General features: G+C 40.7%; 19 protein-coding genes and 1 pseudogene. All 20 read left to right on the forward strand.

Annotated features, from left to right (window positions below):
* Window positions 1-192: 192 nt before the first annotated feature.
* The 20 genes and pseudogenes from mraZ (at window position 193) to spoIIGA (ending at window position 21284) form a co-directional block, all read left to right on the forward strand.
* Window positions 193-624 (forward strand): division/cell wall cluster transcriptional repressor MraZ, encoded by a 432-nt coding sequence (gene mraZ, locus ABD006_RS11075; protein ID WP_343840900.1) that lies wholly within the window; start codon window positions 193-195, stop codon window positions 622-624.
* A gap of 27 nt (window positions 625-651) precedes the next feature.
* Complete coding sequence (gene rsmH, locus ABD006_RS11080; protein WP_343840902.1) at window positions 652-1629, forward strand: 16S rRNA (cytosine(1402)-N(4))-methyltransferase RsmH; 978 nt, start codon at window positions 652-654, stop codon at window positions 1627-1629.
* On the forward strand, window positions 1629-2000 hold the full coding sequence (gene ftsL / locus ABD006_RS11085; protein WP_343840904.1) for a cell division protein FtsL: 372 nt from the start codon (window positions 1629-1631) through the stop codon (window positions 1998-2000). Before rsmH ends, ftsL begins: the two co-directional genes overlap by 1 nt.
* A 14-nt stretch (window positions 2001-2014) precedes the next feature.
* Window positions 2015-4249 carry a penicillin-binding protein gene (locus ABD006_RS11090; protein ID WP_343840906.1) on the forward strand — a complete coding sequence of 745 codons (2235 nt, stop codon included), beginning with the start codon at window positions 2015-2017 and terminating at the stop codon, window positions 4247-4249.
* A gap of 295 nt (window positions 4250-4544) precedes the next feature.
* A complete protein-coding gene (locus tag ABD006_RS11095) occupies window positions 4545-6491 on the forward strand; it encodes a stage V sporulation protein D (protein ID WP_343840909.1) in 1947 nt (648 codons plus the stop codon).
* Window positions 6492-6566: 75 nt separating this feature from the next.
* On the forward strand, window positions 6567-8042 hold the full coding sequence (locus ABD006_RS11100; protein ID WP_343840912.1) for a UDP-N-acetylmuramoyl-L-alanyl-D-glutamate--2,6-diaminopimelate ligase: 1476 nt from the start codon (window positions 6567-6569) through the stop codon (window positions 8040-8042).
* The gene (locus tag ABD006_RS11105; protein WP_343840915.1) at window positions 8042-9403 is read left to right on the forward strand and encodes a UDP-N-acetylmuramoyl-tripeptide--D-alanyl-D-alanine ligase; all 1362 of its coding nucleotides are present in this window, start codon (window positions 8042-8044) and stop codon (window positions 9401-9403) included. The genes ABD006_RS11100 and ABD006_RS11105 overlap by 1 nt, the downstream gene beginning before the upstream one ends.
* 32 nt (window positions 9404-9435) lie before the next feature.
* The gene (mraY, locus tag ABD006_RS11110; RefSeq protein ID WP_343840918.1) at window positions 9436-10422 is read left to right on the forward strand and encodes a phospho-N-acetylmuramoyl-pentapeptide-transferase; all 987 of its coding nucleotides are present in this window, start codon (window positions 9436-9438) and stop codon (window positions 10420-10422) included.
* Window positions 10419-11765 (forward strand): UDP-N-acetylmuramoyl-L-alanine--D-glutamate ligase, encoded by a 1347-nt coding sequence (gene murD / locus ABD006_RS11115; protein WP_343840920.1) that lies wholly within the window; start codon window positions 10419-10421, stop codon window positions 11763-11765. Before mraY ends, murD begins: the two co-directional genes overlap by 4 nt.
* Window positions 11766-11855: 90 nt before the next feature.
* Window positions 11856-12938 (forward strand): stage V sporulation protein E, encoded by a 1083-nt coding sequence (spoVE, locus tag ABD006_RS11120; protein WP_343841516.1) that lies wholly within the window; start codon window positions 11856-11858, stop codon window positions 12936-12938.
* 398 nt (window positions 12939-13336) lie between these two features.
* Window positions 13337-13454, forward strand: a pseudogene (locus ABD006_RS11125) (UDP-N-acetylmuramate dehydrogenase); the annotation flags it as partial.
* 43 nt (window positions 13455-13497) lie between these two features.
* Window positions 13498-14322 carry a cell division protein FtsQ/DivIB gene (locus ABD006_RS11130; RefSeq protein ID WP_343840923.1) on the forward strand — a complete coding sequence of 275 codons (825 nt, stop codon included), beginning with the start codon at window positions 13498-13500 and terminating at the stop codon, window positions 14320-14322.
* Complete coding sequence (locus ABD006_RS11135; RefSeq protein WP_343840926.1) at window positions 14306-15010, forward strand: DUF881 domain-containing protein; 705 nt, start codon at window positions 14306-14308, stop codon at window positions 15008-15010. Before ABD006_RS11130 ends, ABD006_RS11135 begins: the two co-directional genes overlap by 17 nt.
* 7 nt (window positions 15011-15017) lie before the next feature.
* Window positions 15018-15728 carry a DUF881 domain-containing protein gene (locus ABD006_RS11140; protein ID WP_343840928.1) on the forward strand — a complete coding sequence of 237 codons (711 nt, stop codon included), beginning with the start codon at window positions 15018-15020 and terminating at the stop codon, window positions 15726-15728.
* A 3-nt stretch (window positions 15729-15731) separates the two neighbouring features.
* Window positions 15732-16088: a small basic family protein gene (locus ABD006_RS11145; RefSeq protein ID WP_343840930.1), complete on the forward strand. Its 357-nt coding sequence runs from the start codon at window positions 15732-15734 to the stop codon at window positions 16086-16088.
* A 177-nt stretch (window positions 16089-16265) separates the two neighbouring features.
* Entirely contained in the window at window positions 16266-17558 is a 1293-nt protein-coding gene (gene ftsA / locus ABD006_RS11150; RefSeq protein ID WP_343840932.1) for a cell division protein FtsA, read from the forward strand.
* A gap of 65 nt (window positions 17559-17623) precedes the next feature.
* Entirely contained in the window at window positions 17624-18736 is a 1113-nt protein-coding gene (gene ftsZ, locus ABD006_RS11155) for a cell division protein FtsZ (protein ID WP_343840935.1), read from the forward strand.
* Window positions 18737-19142: 406 nt separating this feature from the next.
* A complete protein-coding gene (locus ABD006_RS11160) occupies window positions 19143-19472 on the forward strand; it encodes an alpha/beta fold hydrolase (protein WP_343840937.1) in 330 nt (109 codons plus the stop codon).
* Window positions 19473-19584: 112 nt separating this feature from the next.
* Window positions 19585-20001 carry an alpha/beta fold hydrolase gene (locus tag ABD006_RS11165; RefSeq protein ID WP_343840939.1) on the forward strand — a complete coding sequence of 139 codons (417 nt, stop codon included), beginning with the start codon at window positions 19585-19587 and terminating at the stop codon, window positions 19999-20001.
* A 359-nt stretch (window positions 20002-20360) separates the two neighbouring features.
* Window positions 20361-21284 (forward strand): sigma-E processing peptidase SpoIIGA, encoded by a 924-nt coding sequence (gene spoIIGA / locus ABD006_RS11170; RefSeq protein ID WP_343840941.1) that lies wholly within the window; start codon window positions 20361-20363, stop codon window positions 21282-21284.
* Window positions 21285-21299: the final 15 nt, after the last annotated feature.

Raw genomic sequence — 21299 nt, forward strand, 5'->3', positions numbered from 1 at the left:
TGAGGTAGGTCTTTTTTCTTGTTTTCACAGCCTTTCAGCCAGTTCTTCAACAGATTCCTTAGCGTCAGCTCCCTGTTTAAGCTGCCTATTTATATTTTAAATCCATCAATCGATTTGCACAAAGTTAAAAATTCATGTGGAGGAAAGTGGGGGATTGTGGTACACTATAATCAGAAAGTGGGGGCGATGTATATGTTCATGGGGGAATTTCAACATAATATCGACTCAAAAGGCCGTATTATCATGCCTGCCAAATTCCGTGAAGAATTAGGTGAAGGCTTCATCATCACCCGCGGTCTTGATAAATGTCTATTTGCCTATCCCATGGACGAATGGCGCCAATTGGAAGAGAAGCTGAAAAAACTTCCCCTTACAAAAAAAGATGCCCGTTCTTTCACCCGCTTCTTCTTCTCAGGCGCAGTTGAATGTGAAGTAGATAAACAGGGAAGAATAAACATTCCATCGCCCCTTAGAAAATATGCGGACTTAGATAAAGAATGTGTGATTATTGGTGTTTCCAATCGAATCGAGATTTGGTCACAGGATAAATGGGAAGTTTACTTTGAGGAATCTGAGGAATCTTTTGCCGAAATTGCAGAAAACATGATGGATTTTGATATTTAAACTTCATCGGTAAAAGCGGGTGTTAAAATGTTTGAACATTACAGTGTACTAAAAAATGAAGCAATAGAAGGTCTGAATATAAAGCAGGATGGAATTTATGTGGACTGTACCTTAGGAGGTGGAGGGCATTCTGAGCAGATCGTCCAAGCCTTAGGGCCTGAAGGAAGGCTGGTTGCATTTGATCAGGACATAGAGGCCCTTGAGTTTGCTAAAAGCCGTCTTAAAGCGTATGAAGGACAATGTTTGTTTGTTCATGCGAATTTCCAACTCTTGAAGGAGAAACTGCATGAAAATGGCATCGATGAAGTTGATGGGGTTCTATTTGACCTGGGTGTATCCTCCCCGCAATTAGATCAGGATGAACGGGGCTTCAGCTATCATCAGGATGCACCTTTGGACATGCGCATGGACCAATCACAAGCGTTGTCAGCTTATGAAGTGGTTAATACGTGGCCATACGAAAATTTAGTAAAGATCTTTTTCAGATATGGGGAAGAGAAGTTTTCTAAGCAAGTGGCAAGAAAAATCGAACAGGCAAGACAGGAACATCCTATAGAAACGACCTCCCAATTGGTTGAGATTATTAAAGAAGGGATTCCTGCTGCAGCAAGAAGAAAAGGAGGGCACCCTGCCAAGCGTATATTTCAGGCGATTCGAATTGCCGTAAACAATGAATTAAACGTTTTTCGTGACGCTCTCCATCAGGCAGCAGAAGTCACAAGCTTAGGTGGAAGAATTTCAGTCATTACTTTTCATTCTCTGGAAGACCGTATCTGTAAAAAAAGTATGAAGAAATGGAGTACACCTCCGCCCATTCCAAAGAATATTCCCATTATTCCGGAAGAGGCGCAACCACCGTTTGAACTTATTACACGAAAGCCGATTACTCCAGCTGAGGAGGAAATTGAAGAAAATCGGCGCTCCCGATCGGCTAAACTGCGTATTGCTGAAAAAGTAAAAGCCTGGGATGATAAGTTTCGATATGAAGAAAGGGGCAATGCATAGTGGCTTCAGTATTTGCACGTAATTTAGATTCCTATCAAACACAAGAACAACAGCAAAAACAGACCAAGGTTCATGTGAAGGTACATAAAAAGCGCTGGATTTCTAAAGGGGAAAAGTTCCTGTATTCCTTTTTCGCAGGCGTTACTGCTCTGGCAAGTGTTTTTGTGATTTCCTACGCTTCTGATCTTCATAGTGTGAACCGGGACGTTCAGGAACTGCAAAGTCAGGTAAACCAGAAACAAGTAACAGTTGAAAACCTTGAGGCCGAAGTAAAGGTGCTTAGTGAACCAAGCCGTATTTTACAAGTAGCTAAGGAAAATGGCCTTCAAATTCAGAATTCGAAAGTAGAACAGGCAAATAAAGTACGTTAAAGGAGAACCACACAATGAAGAAACTGCCATCCACAAACGTATTTGCCATCCTTTTTATGGTTATATTCGGGATTATATTTGTTTTTTTGTTCAGCCGTTTAATGTATATTCAGGCCTCAGGAGAAGTCGATGGAGTTGACCTGAATAAATGGGCAGAGAAGCAAAGAACAGCTTCCTATACATTAGATGCGGAGCGGGGCCGGATCCTGGACAGGACCGGTATGGTGCTTGCTGACAACCGGCCTTCTTATAGAGTATATGCTGTACTGGATGAGGATTATTCCAAGAATTCAGAAGAAGCGTTGCATGTTAAGGATCCTGTGAAAACAGCAAATAAACTCGCTCCTGTTCTGGGAATGGATGCGAATAAAATCGCAGAGGTCATCCAAAACGGACAGGAACGGGATGCCTTTCAAGTAGAATTTGGTGCGAGTGGTGAGGATTTAACGGAAGAGAAAAAAGAAGAAATAGAAAAGCTGGATTTGCCGGGAATCTATTTTCAGGAGGGGCAGAAGCGCTATTACCCGAATGACCGGTTTGCTTCCCATGTGATTGGTTTTACTCAGCAGGAAGAGGATAAGTTAAAAGGAATTTTAGGTATTGAAAAATCTATGAACTCTCAATTGACAGGGCAGGATGGATATATTTCCTATCAGCAGGATCAGTATGCCAACAAGCTGTTAAACCCAAATGAAATTCTGAAGCAGCCACAAGACGGGGAAAATGTCTACTTAACTCTTGATCAGAAAATCCAAACCTTCCTGGAAGATACAATGTCAGATATCTATGAACAATATAACCCCAAACAGATGATGGCTGTTGTTATGAATCCGGAGACCGGAGAGGTTCTGGCTATGGCAAATCGGCCTACCTTTAATCCAAACACGAGAGAAAATATCGATAATTGGTATAATGACATTGTATCTTATCCCTTCGCTCCTGGTTCAACCATGAAAATATTCACGGTTGCCGCAGCTATGGATGCAGGCGTTTATAATGGAAATGAAACCTTTCAATCCGGGAGATATAAATTTATGGATGGAGCAAAACCGGTCAGAGATCATAACTGGGGAAAAGGATGGGGAACCATTACATATGATGAGGGGATTCGCCGTTCCTCAAACGTGGCGGTATCCAAGCTAGTCTGGGAAAAGCTTGGTACGGAAAAATTTCTTGAGTATTTAAAAAGATTTGATTTTCATCAGAAAACAGGAATTGATCTTTCAGGTGAGGCAGCAGGACAGATTACTTACAAATGGCCATCTGATAAAGTAAGAACGGCATTTGGTCAGAGTACAACTTTAACACCGATTCAATTAATGAAGGGTGCGACCGCTATAGCTAATGATGGGAAAATGATGAAGCCCTATGTAATTTCCAAAGTGAAGGATGCAGATGACAGTAAAACGATTAAGGAAACGAAGCCACAGGTTGTTGATGAACCTATTAAAGCAGAAACGGCAAAAAAAGTTAGAGACCTGCTTGGGACTGTTATTTCCAGTGAAGACGGAACAGGTCAGGAATATCAATTAGACGATTATTCTGTTGCCGGAAAAACCGGCACAGCCCAGCTTCCTGATCCTGAAAATGGCGGATTTTTGACAGGAAGAGAAAACTATATCTTTTCCTTTTTAGGAATGGCGCCTAAAGAGGATCCAGAACTTATGATGTATGTAGCCGTTAAGCAGCCGGAGTTGGAGAATACTGAAGCAGGTTCGGAGCCTGTGTCGTATATTTTTAAGTCTGTTATGGAAAAGAGCCTCCACTATCTGAACATTACTCCAGATAAGAAAACAAAAGGACTATCCGTTGATTCTATTGAACTATCTGACTATAAAGGACAGTCAGTAGAAGCTGTTAAACAAAGCTTAGGGAAGCAAAAAGTCCAGACAGAAGTCATAGGGAATGGAGACAAAGTAAGAGCGACGTTACCACAGGCTGGCAACAAAGTTCTGCCGGAAAGTACCGTGATGCTTCTGACAGATGGCGATGCTGTTATCCCGGATTTAACAGGCTGGTCGCTTCGTGAAGTATTGAAATATGCGTCTGTTTATGATCTGAAGGTTGAGCATATTGGAAATGGGTACGTTGTTCATCAGAGCGTGGACCCTGGAGCTAATGTGAAAAAGGGATCTTACCTGAGCATTAAGCTGGAGCTGCCAAATGGCAGTGACAATGAAAAATCCGGGACGGAAGACCGTGCAGATGCCGACACAGAAAACCTGGAAGAAACAGATGAATCCGGATAATGAGCCAGGCAGGGGCCTATTTAAGGTCCCTGCCTTATTTATCACGCATGAACTGGCCGTAATACTCCCACTTGAAGTCTTGAGGGTAACCCAAACAAGGCTAAGTGGGGGAAAAACGGCCAGCAAATTCCTGATAAGCTCAACTAACCATCAGTGTGGGATGAAGCCCCCCACTGATGGAAGTTTCACTTTATGTCTCCTCCGCTTTTCTGTTCTACTTTGTGATTTAGGTTCATATATTGTGATACAAGCCTGCCTTGTAAGACGAGTGAAATGTGTTAAAGGATGATGCGGTGTGAAACGTGTATCACAGGTTACTGTGCGGAGACGATTAGTCGCTGCTTTTCTTTTTGCTTTGGTTTTCTTTTTAGTCATGTGTATTCGATTAGGCTATGTTCAGTTTATTGTCGGGGATGAAATTACAGAAAAAGCGGAAGATTTATGGAGCAGAGATATTCCATTAAAGCCTGAAAGAGGAGAAATCCTGGATCGAAACGGGGAGGTTCTCGTGGGCAATGTTTCAGCTCCAACTGTTGCTGTTGTTCCCCGGCAGATTCAAAACCCGCAGGTTACAGCAGAACAGCTGGCGGATGTTCTGAATATGGATGTTCAGGAAGCTTATGAATATGTGACGAAAAATGTATCTGTGGAAATTATTCACCCTGAGGGAAGAAAAATTTCCGAAGATCAAGCGATTAAACTGCAGGAGCTTAATCTAGAAGGGGTATATATTGCGGAAGACTCTAAAAGACACTATCCGCATGGAAAGTATCTATCACATGTTTTAGGTTTTACCGGGATTGATAATCAGGGCTTAGCTGGTATTGAGTTATATTATGATGACAAATTAAATGGAAAAGAAGGCTCTCTTTCCTTCTTTTCTGACAACAAAGGGCATAAACTCAAAGATATAGCCGAAAATTATAACGCTCCAGAAGATGGGTTAGACTTAAGATTAACCATTAATGAAGATATACAGACCATTATCGACAGAGAATTAGATTTAGCGGAGTCAAAATACAATCCTGATGGAGCCTGGGCCATTGCTATGGATCCTGATTCAGGTGAAATCTTAGCTATGGACAGTCGCCCTGACTTCCATCCGGCTAATTATAAAGAAGTAGATGCGGAAATTTACAATCGAAATCTCCCTATATGGAGTACATATGAGCCAGGTTCAACCTTTAAAATTATCACCCTTGCATCTGCGTTGGAAGAGGGGTTAGTGGATTTGCAGGAGGATAAATTTAATGATACAGGCTCAATCGAAGTATCAGGGGCCAAAATCAGCTGCTGGCAGGATGGGGGACATGGCCATCAGACGTATTTGGAAGTCGTCCAAAACTCCTGTAACCCAGGTTTTGTTTCCATGGGAGAAAAAGTCGGCAAGGAAAAGCTGTTCAGCTATATTAAGGATTTTGGGTTTGGAAAAAAGACTGGAATTGATCTGCACGGAGAAGGCTCCGGTATTTTATTTAATGAAGAAGACGTTGGCCCAGTAGAGCTTGCCACAACTTCTTTTGGCCAGGGTGTTTCTGTAACCCCTATACAGCAGGTGGCAGCTGTGTCTGCAGCTGTGAATGGGGGCTATTTATACAAACCATTTGTTGCGAAAGAATGGCTCGACCCGGTAACCGGAGAGGTTGTAGAAAAGACGGAACCAGCGTTAAAAGAACAGGTGATCTCCAATGACACCTCAGAGGAAATTCGTAAGACCCTTGAAAGCGTAGTTGCAAAGGGTACAGGTCGAGGGGCTTATGTTGATGGATACCGAGTTGGCGGGAAAACAGGTACAGCACAAAAAGTTGGCGAAAACGGACAGTATTTAAGCAATAACCATATTGTTTCCTTTATCGGATTTGCTCCCGCAGATGACCCTGAAATCGTTGTGTATGTTGCGATCGACAATCCGAAAAACACCGTTCAATTTGGCGGAGTTGTAACCGCACCGATAGTTGGTACCATTATTGAAGACAGTCTGCGGGCAATGGATGTGGAAGAGCGTACGGATGGTTTAGAAAAGGAATATAAGTGGCCTGAACAGCCAAAAGTGAAGGTGCCTGATTTAGTAGGCCGAACGACGAAGGATCTGCAGGAATATCTGGTTCATCTTTCTGTTGATAAAGAAGGGGAAGGAAATACCATTATTAAACAGTCCCCTCAGGCAGGAAAAATGGTAGAGCAGGGTTCCACGATTCGAATCTTTTTAGGAGATGAAGGCTCGTCGGAGAAAGAAGAGTGATTTTTTCATCGTTAAGAACCCTTAATTTTGCTATAATATAAACGAATGTTTTAAAACGAGGCAGGCGAATTGAATATGAAACTAAAACAATTACTAAAACCATTAAAATTTTACAAATGTGAACAAAATATTCATGATATTGAAGCAGAGGGAATTGAAATGGATTCCCGGCAAGTGAAAGCAAATGATTTATTTGTTTGTATAGATGGCTTTACCGTGGATGGACACGATTTTGCAGAAATGGCAGAAATGCAGGGGGCTTGTGCAGTTGTGGCTGAACGCCCCCTGTCTTTGAACATCCCTGTCATCATTGTCAATGATTCGGTAAAAGCTCTGGCTCAACTGGCAAATCAGTTTTATCAACAGCCCAGTGAAAAATTTCAGTTAATTGGAGTTACAGGTACGAACGGAAAAACAACACTTACCTATCTGCTTGACGAAATATTCCGGAATCACGGTCATGAAACAGGTTTGCTTGGTACCATCCAGATGAAGATAGGGGATGAAACCTATCCTGTAAAAAATACAACTCCTGATTCATTATTTTTGCAGAAAAACCTACATAAGATGGTTGAAAAAGATGTAAATACCGTGATGATGGAAGTCTCCTCACACGCTCTTGATCTGGGAAGAGTCTACGGATTGGATTTTGATATCACTGTCTTTACAAACCTCTCACAGGATCATTTAGATTACCACAAAAATATGGATGATTACTTAAGAGCCAAAAGTCTGCTATTTGCACAGATGGGAAATCAATATTATTCTCGCAGAAAGCTGGCTGTTTTAAATTATGATGATGATGCCTACGATCTGCTTTCGAGAAGTACGGCGCATGAGGTGCTTTCCTATGGTTTATCCGATGGTGCCGATGTTCAGGCGAAAAATATTATGCTGCGTCCGGATGGAACCACATTTGATATGATTACACCCATTGGAGAAATTCAGATTCAAAGTAAATTGGCGGGAGAATTCAGTGTGTATAATATGCTGGCTGCCAGCAGTGCGGCCATTAGTGCAGATATTCCACTGGAGACCATCAAGACATCCCTTGCCACAACAAACGGTGTACCAGGCCGTTTTGAACCTGTACAACGAGGACAGAAATTTGGGGTTATTGTTGATTATGCACATACACCAGATTCCTTAGAAAACGTTGTGAAAACCGTGCAAACATTTACAGAGGGGAAAACCTATGTTGTTGTTGGATGCGGCGGGGACCGGGATAGAGGAAAACGTCCGAAAATGGCAAATGTCGCCGTCAACTATAGTGATCTGGCCATTTTCACTTCTGATAACCCGAGAACGGAGGACCCGGACCAGATTCTTCAGGACATGACGGAAGATTTAAAAGTACAGAATTATGAAGTAGAACCAGATCGGAAACAGGCGATTGCTAGAGCCGTTCAATATTGTAATCCGGGAGATGTCGTGATTATCGCCGGAAAGGGTCATGAAACCTATCAGGAAATTGGTACTGAGCGGTTTGATTTCGATGATCGGGAAGTTGCATCAAATATGATTGACGAGAAATTAAAGGAGCGTTCATAATGGCAAAATTTACCGCAAATTGGCTTGCATCCCTGTTTCCTGAGTACCAAGGAATAGGTTCAGTCCCGGTTCAGATAGACGATGTTTTTACGGATAGTCGTCAGTATACCCACTTTGGATTATTTATACCCATTGAGGGCGAACGCTTTGATGGCCATGAATTTTTAAAGGATGCCATAAAAAATGGTGCAGCAGCTTCCCTCTGGAATAAACAGAAATCAGTCCCTGAATTCGTACCTGCTGATTTCCCCCTCTTTTTTGTTGAGGATACACTGGAAGGCATGCAGCGGTTAGCGAATGCCTACCGGTTAAAAATAAATCCAAAGGTGATCGGGATTACCGGCTCAAATGGAAAGACAACCACAAAAGACCTTACAGCTAATGTTCTAAGTGAGAAATATAAAACGTGGAAAACAAAAGGGAACTTTAATAATCATATCGGACTTCCTTTATCGATTCTGCAAATGCCTCCTGATACGGAAGCATTAATTTTGGAAATGGGAATGAATCATTTTGGGGAAATCGAAGTCTTAACCAATATTGCTCAGCCGGATATAGCGATGATTACAAATATAGGGGAATCCCATATTGAATATCTGGGCTCCCGTGAAGGGATTGCGAAGGCAAAAAGTGAAATTGTCGAAGGATTAAAGCAGGATGGCTGTTTGCTGATTGATGGGGATGAACCTTTATTAGATCCTGTTGCACGCAAAACGAGAAGTTACCGGATCGGAGAAGGCACAGATAATGATTACGTAATCAAATCGATCCAGCTTTCGAATGAAGAAACCACATTTGAAGTGGAGAATCATCCCTATTCCATCCCGGCATTAGGCAGGCATCAAGCTAAAAATGCTACATTTGCAATCGTGACAGCAAAAATCCTTGGTTTGGATAAAAGTCAAATCGAATCAGGGTTGCAACAAGTTGAATTAACGGGAATGCGATTTGAAAAAATAAAAACAACAGAAGGAACGGAAATCATCAATGACGCTTATAACGCATCTGCGACGTCAATGAAGGCATCTATCAATGTTATTAAAGAAATGGATGCGAAAAGGAAGATCCTGGTTTTAGGGGATATTTTAGAACTCGGAGCGTTTTCCAAAAAGATTCATCGTTCGGTCGCAGATGTCATTTATCCACCGATTGATATCCTGTATACTTATGGGGAAGAAAGTAAGGAAATGGTTGAGTCCTTAAGAAAGAGAGAGGAAAATCGTGTGGAAGCTTATTCGTTTAACACGAAAGAAGGGCTTATTGAACAGCTGCGGAATGACCTGAAACCGGAAACCATCATCCTGTTCAAAGGTTCGAGAGGGATGAAATTAGAAAAGGTTATTGAAGAAATAACGAATTAGGTGTCCGCAGTGAAGAGGGAGGAACTCAGATAATGTCACAAACTATATTGTTAATCACCATAGCTGTATCATTTTTAATAGCAGTACTAATATCACCAATTTTAATTCCTTTCCTACGTCGTTTAAAATTTGGTCAGAGTATCAGGGAGGAAGGGCCGGAATCCCATCAGAAAAAAGCCGGTACTCCAACTATGGGCGGTTTAATTATCATTATTTCTGTTGCGTTTACTGCTCTTTTTATAGTTTTTAAATTTAAGCCTTCTCCGGTAAACTTTGAAATTTATTTACTTTTATTTGTGATAGTCGGTTACGGTTTAATTGGATTTTTAGATGATATTATCAAAATTATGAAAAAGCGGAATCTGGGATTAACATCCTTACAAAAAATGATTGGACAGATTATTATCGCTGTCGTTGTCTATTTCATTTTAAAAGAGCATGGTTTCCCTACGGACATTGGAATTCCAGGTACGGATTTCACCGTTGATTTAGGTGTCTGGTATGCACTCTTTATTTTATTTATGCTTGTCGGTTCATCCAATGCAGTGAACTTAACCGATGGCCTTGATGGACTGCTGGCAGGTACAGCTGCAGTCGCATTCGGAGCCTTTGGTATTTTAGCATGGAATGGCAACCTTCAATTTGAAGTCGCCATTTTTGCTCTATCCATCGTAGGAGCACTGTTAGGGTTTCTCGTCTTTAATGCTCATCCGGCTAAGGTGTTTATGGGGGATACAGGTTCCCTGGCTCTGGGTGGCGCGATTGCTATCATAGCGATTTTAACGAAATTGGAATTATTACTCATAATTATTGGTGGAGTATTTGTGCTTGAAACCTTATCTGTGATTATTCAGGTCATATCATTTAAGACAACGGGCAAAAGAGTATTTAAAATGAGTCCGCTTCATCATCACTATGAACTTAAAGGCTGGTCTGAATGGCGGGTAGTGGCCACATTCTGGGTAGTCGGAATATTATTTGCAGCATTAGGAATTTACATCGAGGTGTGGTTAACGTGAATACAATAAAACAGTTTCCGTATGAACAAGTGCTTGTGCTAGGTTTAGCCAAAAGTGGAGCAGCAGCAGCACGTATCCTGCTGGAGAATGGAAAAAAGGTACGGGTGAATGATTTTAAGAAAGAAGAGGAAAATCAGGCAGCACAGGAGCTGCGGCATTTTGGCATCGAAGTGATTACAGGAGGCCATCCGCTTTCGGTTCTGGATGATGTAGAAGTCGTGATTAAGAATCCAGGGATACCGTATGATAATGTAATTGTCAAAGAAGCGATCCACCGGAACATACCTGTGATAACGGAAATTGAACTGGCCGGATTATTAACGGATGGACCGATTGTTGGTATAACGGGCTCCAATGGGAAAACAACGACAACAACGTTAATTTATGAAATGCTTCGCAGCAGTGGAGAAAAGGCAAAATTATCCGGGAATATCGGTACCGTAGCAAGTGAGGTAGCTAGAGACAGTGACCCGGACGATATTCTTGTCATGGAGTTATCCTCTTTCCAGCTGCTGGGCATTCAGACTTTTAAAGCAAATATCTCAGTGTTACTGAATATCTTTGAGGCTCATTTGGACTATCATAAGACAATGAGTCACTATGCAAATGCGAAGGCCAAGATATTTGAAAATCAGACAGAAGATGATTATGCCGTATATAACTTAGATGATGAAAGGGTTGTAGAGCTGGCCGATCGAACCAATGCCCGGAAAGTTCCTTTTTCGGTAACCCGGCCATGTAAGGATGGGGTCTGGTTTGACGGGGATACCGTCTATTTTAAAGATGAGCCAATCATCAAACGAAATGAGATTGTACTCGTCGGGGATCATAACTTTGAAAATATTCTTGCGGCCATAGCTGCCTCCAGATTAATGGGTGCTACTCCTGAAGCCATACGCAATGTATTGACCACTTTCCAGGGTGTACGACACAGGATGCAGTTCGTCAGGGAATTTGAAAACCGGACCTTTTATAACGATTCAAAAGCTACGAATATACTCGCAACCTCGAGTGCTTTAAATGCTTTTAAACAACCAATTATACTGCTGGCTGGCGGTCTTGACCGTGGAAATGACTTTGATGAATTAATTCCGTATTTGGACAACGTGAAGTCAATGGTCCTTTTTGGACAAACGGCGGAAAAAATTAAAAATACTGCTAATCAGGCAGGAATACATGATGTAAAAATCGTCGATAATGTAGAACAAGCGGTACAACATGCTTATGCCCAATCAGAGAGTGGAGATGTAGTTCTTTTGTCTCCAGCGTGTGCGAGCTGGGATCAATATCGCTCTTTTGAAGAGAGAGGAGACATGTTTGTACGAGCCGTGCATAAGTTATAGTAGGGGCTTGTTTTACATATAGCCCCAAATTCCATGGTGTGGAAATTGGGGGTGTTTTTTGTTTTGAACCGTAGCCATAGAAAAAAGAAAATGCCGGATTTAACCCTGCTGATTGTTGTGTTTGCTCTCCTGTTCATTGGGGTTGTTATGGTTTATAGCTCATCTGCTATCTGGTCCTCTTATAAATTTGAAGATCCTTTTTTCTATGCAAAGCGACAGCTGCTATTTGCTGTAATCGGATTAATCGCCATGTATTTCATGATGAATATTCCCTACCAGAAATGGCGTGAATATTCGAATCTGATTTTAATTATTTGCTTTGTTCTGTTAATTGCCGTACTGATTCCAGGTATTGGTTTAGAACGAAATGGGGCAAAAAGCTGGATAGGAATTGGAGCTTTCAGTATACAGCCTTCAGAATTCATGAAAATAGGTCTTATCATCTTTATGGCTAAAATTCTGAGTGATAATCAAAAATATATTACGACCTTTAAGCAGGGGTTTCTGCCTGCCATGTTACTGGTTTTTGTCCCTTTTGGTCTCATTATGCTGCAGCCGGATCTTGGTACGGGTATGGTACTCGTCGGGACCTGTTTTGTCATGATATTTATTGCCGGGGGAAAAATTTCTCATTTTATGGGCTTAGGTATGATCGGGGTTATTGGTTTTATCGGTCTAATTTTATCCGCTCCGTATCGGATCAGCCGGATACAGGCTTTTTTAAATCCCTGGGAAGATCCGCTGGGAGATGGCTTCCAAATCATTCAGTCTTTATATGCGATCGGACCTGGCGGCTTAATGGGAATGGGATTAGGCCAAAGCCTGCAGAAGTTTTTTTACCTGCCCGAACCTCAGAATGATTTTATCTTTGCGATCCTGGCAGAAGAGTTAGGATTTATAGGAGGAAGCTTTGTTATCCTGCTGTTTTTCTTACTCATGTGGCGCGGGATAAGAATTGCTCTGGGTGCCCAGGATTTATTTGGCAGCCTGCTTGCTCTTGGGATTATAGGAATGATTGTCATTCAGGTATTTATCAATATCAGCGTGGTGATAGGGCTGATTCCTGTAACAGGGATTACCCTTCCGTTTATCAGCTACGGAGGTTCCTCATTAACCTTAACCTTATTATCAATGGGGATTCTACTAAATATTAGCAGATATGCTAAAATTTGAAGAGATAACCAGCTCAAACAAGAGCTGGTTATTTTAATGCAGAAAATTATATACCAGTTGATTTGTGGATTGGAACTCTGGAACTATGTCGATTTCCTTCCCAAATAAAAATTATTCGTAAATAATTTATAAAGGACGGAAATTTGCTTAGGTTTATGTCACAAAATTACACAAAGAATGATAAAATGTAAGATAGGTCACACTTTGTTAAAAAAGCAAGAACGAAGGAGGATACCCGACGGAGGGGATTCTGTCAGCAGCTAAATGACCTGCATGTTGGGAAAATCATAATAAATGAACCATTATCCAAACTTACTACCATAAACATTTAGGGGTCTGGTGATTTATGGGTGGTGCCGGACAGGAACCAGTATTACAGAAGAGGTTCCAATCGAGTTCATGGCTCAGATATTTTGAAAATACTCATTAAAGCCCATATTCTGTTTCCGGGTGGTACGTTAAAATGGCTTACAAATGAGGAAATTTTCTTACCGTACATCTGTATCACAGAAGGAAGGATATTGGGCAGATGATTATGTTTTAAGGAGATTACGGTAAAATGGCAGAAAAAAAAGTAATATCCATTGAGAATCGCATACCAAAACTGAAGGAAGCCAGAAAGAAAAAGGCAAACAAACGTCTGATTTTTTACTTGTTGCTCTTCTTTTTGCTCATATCCATCATTGTTTACCTTCAATCTCCGTTAAGTCATGTGAAGCACATTACAGTAAAGGGCAATGATTTTGTAGAAGAATCCAAAATTGTGAAGCTGAGCGGGATTACGAATCAAAACAATATTTGGAATTTGGAATTTGAGCAAATGGAAAAACAAATTTCCAATCAGCCGGCGATAAAAGAAGTATCGATTGAACGTCGCCTTCCAAGAACCGTTCATATTTCTGTGGAGGAATATGTGCGTGTGGGCTATGTAAAAGGAGAGGGCCAATTTATTCCGATTTTGGAAAATGGCAAGTTCTTAAGTGACAGTGCGATAGACACTCCGAATGGCGATGCTCCTATCCTGATTGGCTGGGAGAAAAACAGTACGTATTTAAAAGAAATGACGGAGGAGCTTCGCAATGTAAAACCCTCATTAGCAGCACAGATCTCTGAAATTCATTGGGATCCGAAAGAGTCGAACCCTTACACTATTCAGTTATATATGAATAATGGACAAGAAGTTGTAGCTTCTATTCGAAATTTCTCTGAAAAGATTCAGGTCTATCCATCAATTGCCTCTCAAATTAGTCCGGAACAGAAAGGAATTGTGTATATTGATGTAGGAGCATTTTTTGTTCCTTATGACCAGGTACAGGAAGAGACACCTGCTGAATCTGACGAGGCAGAACAAGAAGGGGAGAATGCGAATGAAACTGAAGGGTAAGCATGTCATATTCTCCTTTATTTTCCTTGTAGCCGGTTTTTTGTTAGCCCTGGGTTATAAAATAGCCAGCGAAGAACCTAAGATTATACGTATGAATGATGAAGAGCTTCAGGAAGAACTGGAATATCAGGCACAATTAAATAATATTGACCAGGAGAATAAGGAATTAAGAGCTGAACTGGAGTCCTTAAGAAGTGATATCCGTGATTTTGAGGAAAATTTAGGCGGTCAGGAAAAACAGCTGGCATCGTACATAGAAGAGAGAAATAAGCTGGAGCTGATTACCGGGGATGTACCAGTAGAAGGGCCAGGGATTTCGGTTACGCTGAGTGATGCTGAATATATTCCGAACGAGGAAAACGTGAATGATTATATTGTCCATGATCTGCATGTGCATCTGGTAATAAATGAATTGCTCGCTTCAGGGGCGAATGCAATTGCGATAAATGGACAGCGGATATTAGGTGACAGCTATATAGCTTGTACAGGTCCGGTTATAACCGTTGATGGAAAGCAGCACCCAGCCCCTTTTGTTATCCAGGCCATTGGAGATCCTGAGGTATTACAGGCAAGCATGAATCTGCAGAATGGTGTGCTTGATAAATTGGTGAGTGACCATGTAGAAGTGAACATAAAAACAAGTGATCATATACAAATGGATGCAGTTTTTTCGAGTGAAGGGTGGTAAGTCTGGATTGAAACGAAAAGTTTTAATAGCATTAACGGCCTTAGTGGTTGGACTCTTGGGAGCCATCCTGTTTCAGTCAAATCAGGCACATCAGGAAAGGGATTCAAGAGATACCTGGGAAATTCGAACTGAAATACGGGAAAAGCAGGAAATCCAGGAAAGTCTGTTACAGCAAATTCGGGAGGCTGAGCAGAGGCTTGATGAATATCAGCATCAGAATAATCAGGAACAAGTTGAACTACTAAAAGAATCTGTGGAAACGCTAAGAAAACGAGCAGGATTAACCGAAGTACAAGGAGAGGGGATCAAAATTACGATTGAGCCGATTATGGCAGATTCGGATCGTGTACAGAAATACCCGGAAATCCCGCCCGAGTTGCTTCAAAGACTGTTTAATGAACTGAATACCTACGGAGCAAAGGATATCGCCATTGAAAATGAAAGAATCATTCAGACATCACCAATAAGGGATGTTAATGGGCAAACCTACGTCAATAATCGCCCCATTCCTGCAGTTCCAGTTGAAATATTCGTCTTAGCTGAGGATGCAAGGGAGCTTATTGAATATATGGAAGTAAGCAAAGTGAACGATTATTTTGCTGTTGAGAATTTAGGGATAAACTATCAACTGGATTTTCACATAACGTTACCTGCCTATCAGCAGCGTATTGATTTCGAATACATTCGTTCTGCAGAAACTGAAGAGGGTGGCAATTAAAGCATGTGGTTAACTTTACTTTTTTTAATCATAGGAGTTGTTTTAGGATTACTGACGGATATACGAATCCCTGAATTATATGCCAGTTATTTAGCCGTTGCCGTTTTGGCAGCATTTGATACACTAATTGGTGGAATCCGATCTCATCTGGAGGAAAAATTTGATGAGCAAATATTTGTAACAGGTTTTTTTACGAACATCTCATTAGCGGCACTATTAGTGTTTGTGGGGGTTCAGCTTGGGATAGATTTATATCTCGCAGCCGTATTTGCTTTTGGTATCCGGCTCTTTCAAAATATTGCAATGATAAGGCGGATTTTACTTGAAAGATTCAGATATAAAAGAATGAAAAAAAACTAAAAAAATAAAAGGGAATGCTTGATTTTATGTTGAATTAATAAATATCAAAAATACTTTTTTATTTTCTACTTGTTCTATAGTAGAATAGTCTATATGAACCTTATTTAATAAATATGTAATTCAAAACTCAAATGAACATTAAAATTGGCCCGTTTCCCTTTCCAGGAGGTGCAAAGATTGAACAACAATGAAATACTTGTAAGTTTAGACATCGGAACATCCCGAGTAAAAATAATTATCGGTGAAGTGACAAAAGATTCATTAAATATTATTGGAGTAGGAACGGCTAAATCAAACGGCATGAAAAAAGGAGCCATTGTTGACATAGATCAGTCGGTACATGCTATAAGGTCCGCAGTAGAACAGGCTGAACGTATGGTTGATATGCAAATTGACCGGGTTGTTGTAAATATTAATGGCAATCACGTACAACTGCTTCCGTGCCATGGGGTAGTAGCCGTATCAAGTGAAAACCGTGAAATAGGACAGGATGATATTGCCAGAGTCATAGATGCTGCACAGGTTCTGTCTATACCACCTGAACGAGCCATCGTGGATGTTTTTCCAAAGCAATTTATTGTTGATGGTCAGGATGAAATTACAGATCCACGTGGAATGATTGGTGTTCGTCTTGAGATGGAAGGAACACTCATTACCTGCTCAAAAACGGTGTTACATAATATTCTCAAGTGTGTTGAAGGAGCAGGCCTTGAAGTTCAGGATATTTGCCTGCAGCCTCTTGCATCCGGCTCCGTTGCCTTATCAGAGGACGAAAAAGCACTGGGAGTGGCACTTATTGATATTGGTGCCGGGAGTACAACCGTTTCTGTTTATGAATCAGGTTACTTAAAGGATACAACCGTCTTTCCATTGGGCGGAGACAACATTACCAAGGATTTATCCATTGGAATGAAAACCTCTACTGAAGAAGCCGAAGAAGTAAAACACCAGCATGGACATGCCTTTTATGATACAGCTTCTGAAGATGAGGTGTTTGAGGTAACAACGATAGGAAGCAACCAAAAGCAAACATTTAATCAAGTACAGATTTCTGATATGATAGAAGCAAGATTAGAAGAAATCTACGTATTTGCCAGTCAGGAAATACGTAAAATGGGCTATCAGGATCTTCCGGGCGGCTTTGTCCTGACGGGAGGAGTTATGAGTATGCCTGGTGTATTAGAACTGGCACAGGATCTATTAAGGGTAAATGTACGGATTGCAATCCCTGATTACATAGGTGTAAGAGATCCTCAATATACAGCCGGGGTCGGCACTTTACAATTCGCTTATCGAAATTCTCAGGTTCAGGGAAAAGAAATATACCCGTCTGTTCAAATGAGCAATGTTGAACAAAAAACGGTAAAACAGAAAAAGCCAAAATCGAGTCAAACAGCGAATCAGGCGCACGAAAAGAAGAAAGATAAAGAATCAGGTTTCGCAAAATTATTTAGTTACTTCTTTGACTAATTTGGCGTTTCCTTCAAACCATAAAAAACAAATCTGGTAAACTTGCAAAGTGGGAGGAACGATGTATGTTAGATTTTGATACAGGTAGGGAACAATTGGCAACGATCAAAGTAATCGGTGTTGGCGGTGGAGGCAGTAATGCTGTAAACCGTATGATTGAGCATGGAGTTCAAGGCGTGGAGTTTATTGCCGTTAATACAGATGCTCAGGCACTGAATCTATCAAAAGCAGAAGTTAAATTACAAATCGGTGAAAAACTGACAAGAGGTTTAGGCGCTGGAGCTAACCCTGAAGTTGGTCGAAAAGCAGCAGAAGAGAGCCGTGAGCAAATTGAAGAAGCTCTTCAAGGTGCCGATATGATTTTTGTAACAGCAGGTATGGGAGGCGGAACCGGTACCGGAGCAGCTCCTGTCATTGCGCAAATCGCCAAGGAACTGGACACATTAACAGTTGGAGTGGTTACGAAGCCATTTCTATTTGAAGGCCGCAAACGTTCAACCCAGGCCGTTTCAGGAACAGATGCATTAAAGTCAAGCGTGGACACGTTAATCGTTATTCCAAATGATCGTCTGCTTGAAATGGTTGACAAAAATACACCAATGCTTGAGGCGTTCCGTGAAGCCGATAATGTTTTACGGCAAGGTGTACAGGGAATTTCAGATTTAATTGCTGTTCCTGGACTCATTAATGTCGACTTTGCAGACGTCAAAACCATTATGGAGGATAAAGGCTCCGCACTAATGGGAATTGGTGTTGCAACTGGTGAAAATCGTTCACCGGAAGCAGCTAAGAAAGCAATCTCCTCCCCATTATTGGAAACCAGCATTGATGGGGCTCGCGGTATCTTAATGAATATTTCCGGTGGAGAAAACTTAAGTCTCTTTGAAGTACAGGAGGCAGCTGATATTGTCACTTCAGCGGCTGACCAGGAAGTAAATGTGATTTTTGGATCGGTAATTAATGAAGACTTGAAGGATGAAATTGTAGTAACAGTTATTGCTACAGGCTTTGATGAGGCGGCCAAAACCGCTCAGCCTAAGTCACGCCCATCAGTGGGAGCTGAAAAGAAAGAACGACCAGCGGAACAGCGCAGAACAAACCGCACAGAAAATCAGCCGGCATTTGAAGAGGATACTCTGGATATCCCGGCCTTTCTGAGAAACCGTAATCGTCGTTAACTAAATGCGTTGAGCAAATCAATTTGCATTATGATTACTCTTAATGGAGTATAAAGTTCATCTTTTCAAAAATTCATAACCAAAAATTTAGCAGGGGTATTTAACTCCTGCTTTTTTTGGTTTCAGAATGATTTAGGATTTATGAATATGAAGGGTGAAACTTAAGCATTTTTAATATTGAAATGCAGGAAACGGGAATGACTGCAATTATTATGTAAAAATCCTTCGCTAACCTTTCAAAAATGGAACCTTTTTCCTTCACAATCGTATGTAAATATAGAATTCCTGTTATTTGGTTTGGAATACCGCTCAAAACTAAACGTGGACGTATCCATTAAAGGTGGGGAGGAATAAAACATGACCAAAGTATCAGAAGTTCATTCTTTAAAAAATACGTGGAAAGGATATGTATGTTAAAGTTCATGGAAATACAGATGCTGAACCGTTACTATATCTTCATGGCGGACCTGGGGAGAGCTGCTACGAATTCTGTTATCATCAGGCAAAACGATTGAAGGAGAATATCCGACTTATTGCTATTGATCAGAGGGTTGTCTGCAGGTCTGAAGGGATTAACGACAATGAGGATTTTTCTCTTGATGATATTATAAAGGATTGTGAAGAACTAAGGGAAAAATTGGGCATTGAAAAATGGGCTTTACTGGGACATTCATTTGGTGGTTTTATTGCTCTTAAGTATGCTGTAATGTTTCCGAATTCAAACTTACACGTATAATATTTGAATGTCCAACATTTGATTTTGGGCTTTCAGGCCGAAATCTTTTTCGGAAAATGGGACAGATTGCACATAGTCAAAAAAAACGGAACTTGCAAAGGAATCTTTTATGTTGGCAGAGTCAGATAAGTCAGCCAGAGAGCTTATGCTGAAATTTATTGAAATGCGCCCTGAGCTTGGAGATTATGGCATAAAAATTCATGTTCATAATACAGAGCATAAGACAGATTACGCCAGGTATACAAATGAAGAGTGGAATCAGTTTTTGGATAGAACGAATGTGCATAATAGCAGATTAATCGAAGGAGAGGAGATTTTTAAATCCATTCTTCCTATGTTGAAAGAAGTAAAACAGCCCTCATTGTTAATTGGAGGACAGTATGATCCTGTTACTTGTAACCAGCATTTAGAGAAATTTTGTGAAGATGTTAAGGCTGGCAATGCCATAATGTTCAGGGATAGTGGACACTTCTCCCACTCAGAAGTTCCTGATGCATTTGCTGAGGCAGTTGTTAAATTTTTAAATTAAGGCAAAAAGTTCAAGTTTTACTCTGGTCAGTTCAGATCATTTGTAAATAGCAAAAGAGGCCGGGATATTATTATTTCGCTGAGCCATAAACCGAATGATAGGCTATCTTCCCTTAGCGGTGTTTTCTAAACCTATCAAAATTCGAATTAATGTTTAGCGAAAATACTTTTGTCCCTGCCTCTTTTTTTGTGTGGATTGGAAAAATTGGATGATACGCGATAGAATTATTCCGTTTTTTATCCGACAAAATGGGAAAATATAAGTTTTTTTTTGCATACAGGATGTGACAGACTTTTTGGCCAGGTTTTTTTATACTTACCGTTGAGAGTAAAGTTGTCCAATGGAAAGGCGGAAATATTGTGGCTTTATATTTGGATGCTGTCTGGCTTTTGAATTTTTTAATCGATTGGATGATTTTACAGATTGTACATTGGATAACAAGGTCGGAAACACACAGAGGTTGGCTGATAGCAGGAGCTTTCATTGCATCGCTTCTGGTTCCTGTAAATATATTTTTTCCAGAAAATATATTGGCAACTTTACCAGGGAAAATCATTTTTTCCTTTTTCATTTTAATTAGTTCTTTTGGCTTTAAGAACACTAAATTGTTCTTAAAGCAATTTTTCACTTTTTATTTTGTAACGTTTACTATTGGTGGTGGTTTATTCGGGATTTACTTTTTAATGGGGCAGCAATTTCAGTCACAGGACGGTTTATTTATCACCTATAACAGTGGCTATGGAGATATGATTAGCTGGATTTTCGTGTTGATTGCTTTTCCGATCGTCTGGTGGTTTACACGACGAAGGTTGGACCAGATCAATTTTGATAACATACGCTTTCAGGAATTATGCCCGGTCAAAATTCGTGTAAATAACCAAATTCATGAGACGACCGGATTTTTTGATAGTGGAAATCATCTGATGGATCCATTTACGAAGAAGCCGGTCATTGTATGCGACGAAAAAATCCTTAAGCCGTTTTTTTCAGATAAGGAGTGGCATGCGATTAAAAGCTGTCATGAGAACTGGTCGTTTGAAGAACTGCCGGATCGATGGATTTCCAGAATTCGTATGATTCCTTTTCAGGGGGTTGGAGGCAAGCGCACATTTATACTTATATTCAAACCGGATTCACTTTATGTCCGCTATCAGGATCGGGACTATGCCTTTGACCAGGTTTTTATAGGTATCCAATTTGGTGAACTCTCATCTGATGGAACCTATCATTGTTTATTACACCCAAAAATGATGCAATCTTCAAAACTGCAGGCATCTTCTTAATTTAACCGAAAAAAG

This window comes from Salinibacillus aidingensis (genome assembly GCF_039522525.1).
In the GTDB taxonomy this organism is placed as follows: Bacteria; Bacillota; Bacilli; order Bacillales; family Alkalibacillaceae; genus Salinibacillus; species Salinibacillus aidingensis.

Excerpts from the sequence above, each read along its gene's own strand:
- mraZ (WP_343840900.1), top strand. The coding sequence starts at position 193 with ATGTTCATGGGGGAATTTCAACATAATATCGACTCAAAAGGCCGTATT.
- rsmH (WP_343840902.1), top strand. The coding sequence starts at position 652 with ATGTTTGAACATTACAGTGTACTAAAAAATGAAGCAATAGAAGGTCTG.
- ABD006_RS11090 (WP_343840906.1), top strand. The coding sequence starts at position 2,015 with ATGAAGAAACTGCCATCCACAAACGTATTTGCCATCCTTTTTATGGTT.
- ABD006_RS11100 (WP_343840912.1), top strand. The coding sequence starts at position 6,567 with ATGAAACTAAAACAATTACTAAAACCATTAAAATTTTACAAATGTGAA.
- ABD006_RS11105 (WP_343840915.1), top strand. The coding sequence starts at position 8,042 with ATGGCAAAATTTACCGCAAATTGGCTTGCATCCCTGTTTCCTGAGTAC.
- mraY (WP_343840918.1), top strand. The coding sequence starts at position 9,436 with ATGTCACAAACTATATTGTTAATCACCATAGCTGTATCATTTTTAATA.
- spoVE (WP_343841516.1), top strand. The coding sequence starts at position 11,856 with ATGCCGGATTTAACCCTGCTGATTGTTGTGTTTGCTCTCCTGTTCATT.
- ABD006_RS11130 (WP_343840923.1), top strand. The coding sequence starts at position 13,498 with ATGGCAGAAAAAAAAGTAATATCCATTGAGAATCGCATACCAAAACTG.
- ABD006_RS11135 (WP_343840926.1), top strand. The coding sequence starts at position 14,306 with ATGAAACTGAAGGGTAAGCATGTCATATTCTCCTTTATTTTCCTTGTA.
- ABD006_RS11145 (WP_343840930.1), top strand. The coding sequence starts at position 15,732 with ATGTGGTTAACTTTACTTTTTTTAATCATAGGAGTTGTTTTAGGATTA.
- ftsZ (WP_343840935.1), top strand. The coding sequence starts at position 17,624 with ATGTTAGATTTTGATACAGGTAGGGAACAATTGGCAACGATCAAAGTA.
- ABD006_RS11160 (WP_343840937.1), top strand. The coding sequence starts at position 19,143 with ATGTATGTTAAAGTTCATGGAAATACAGATGCTGAACCGTTACTATAT.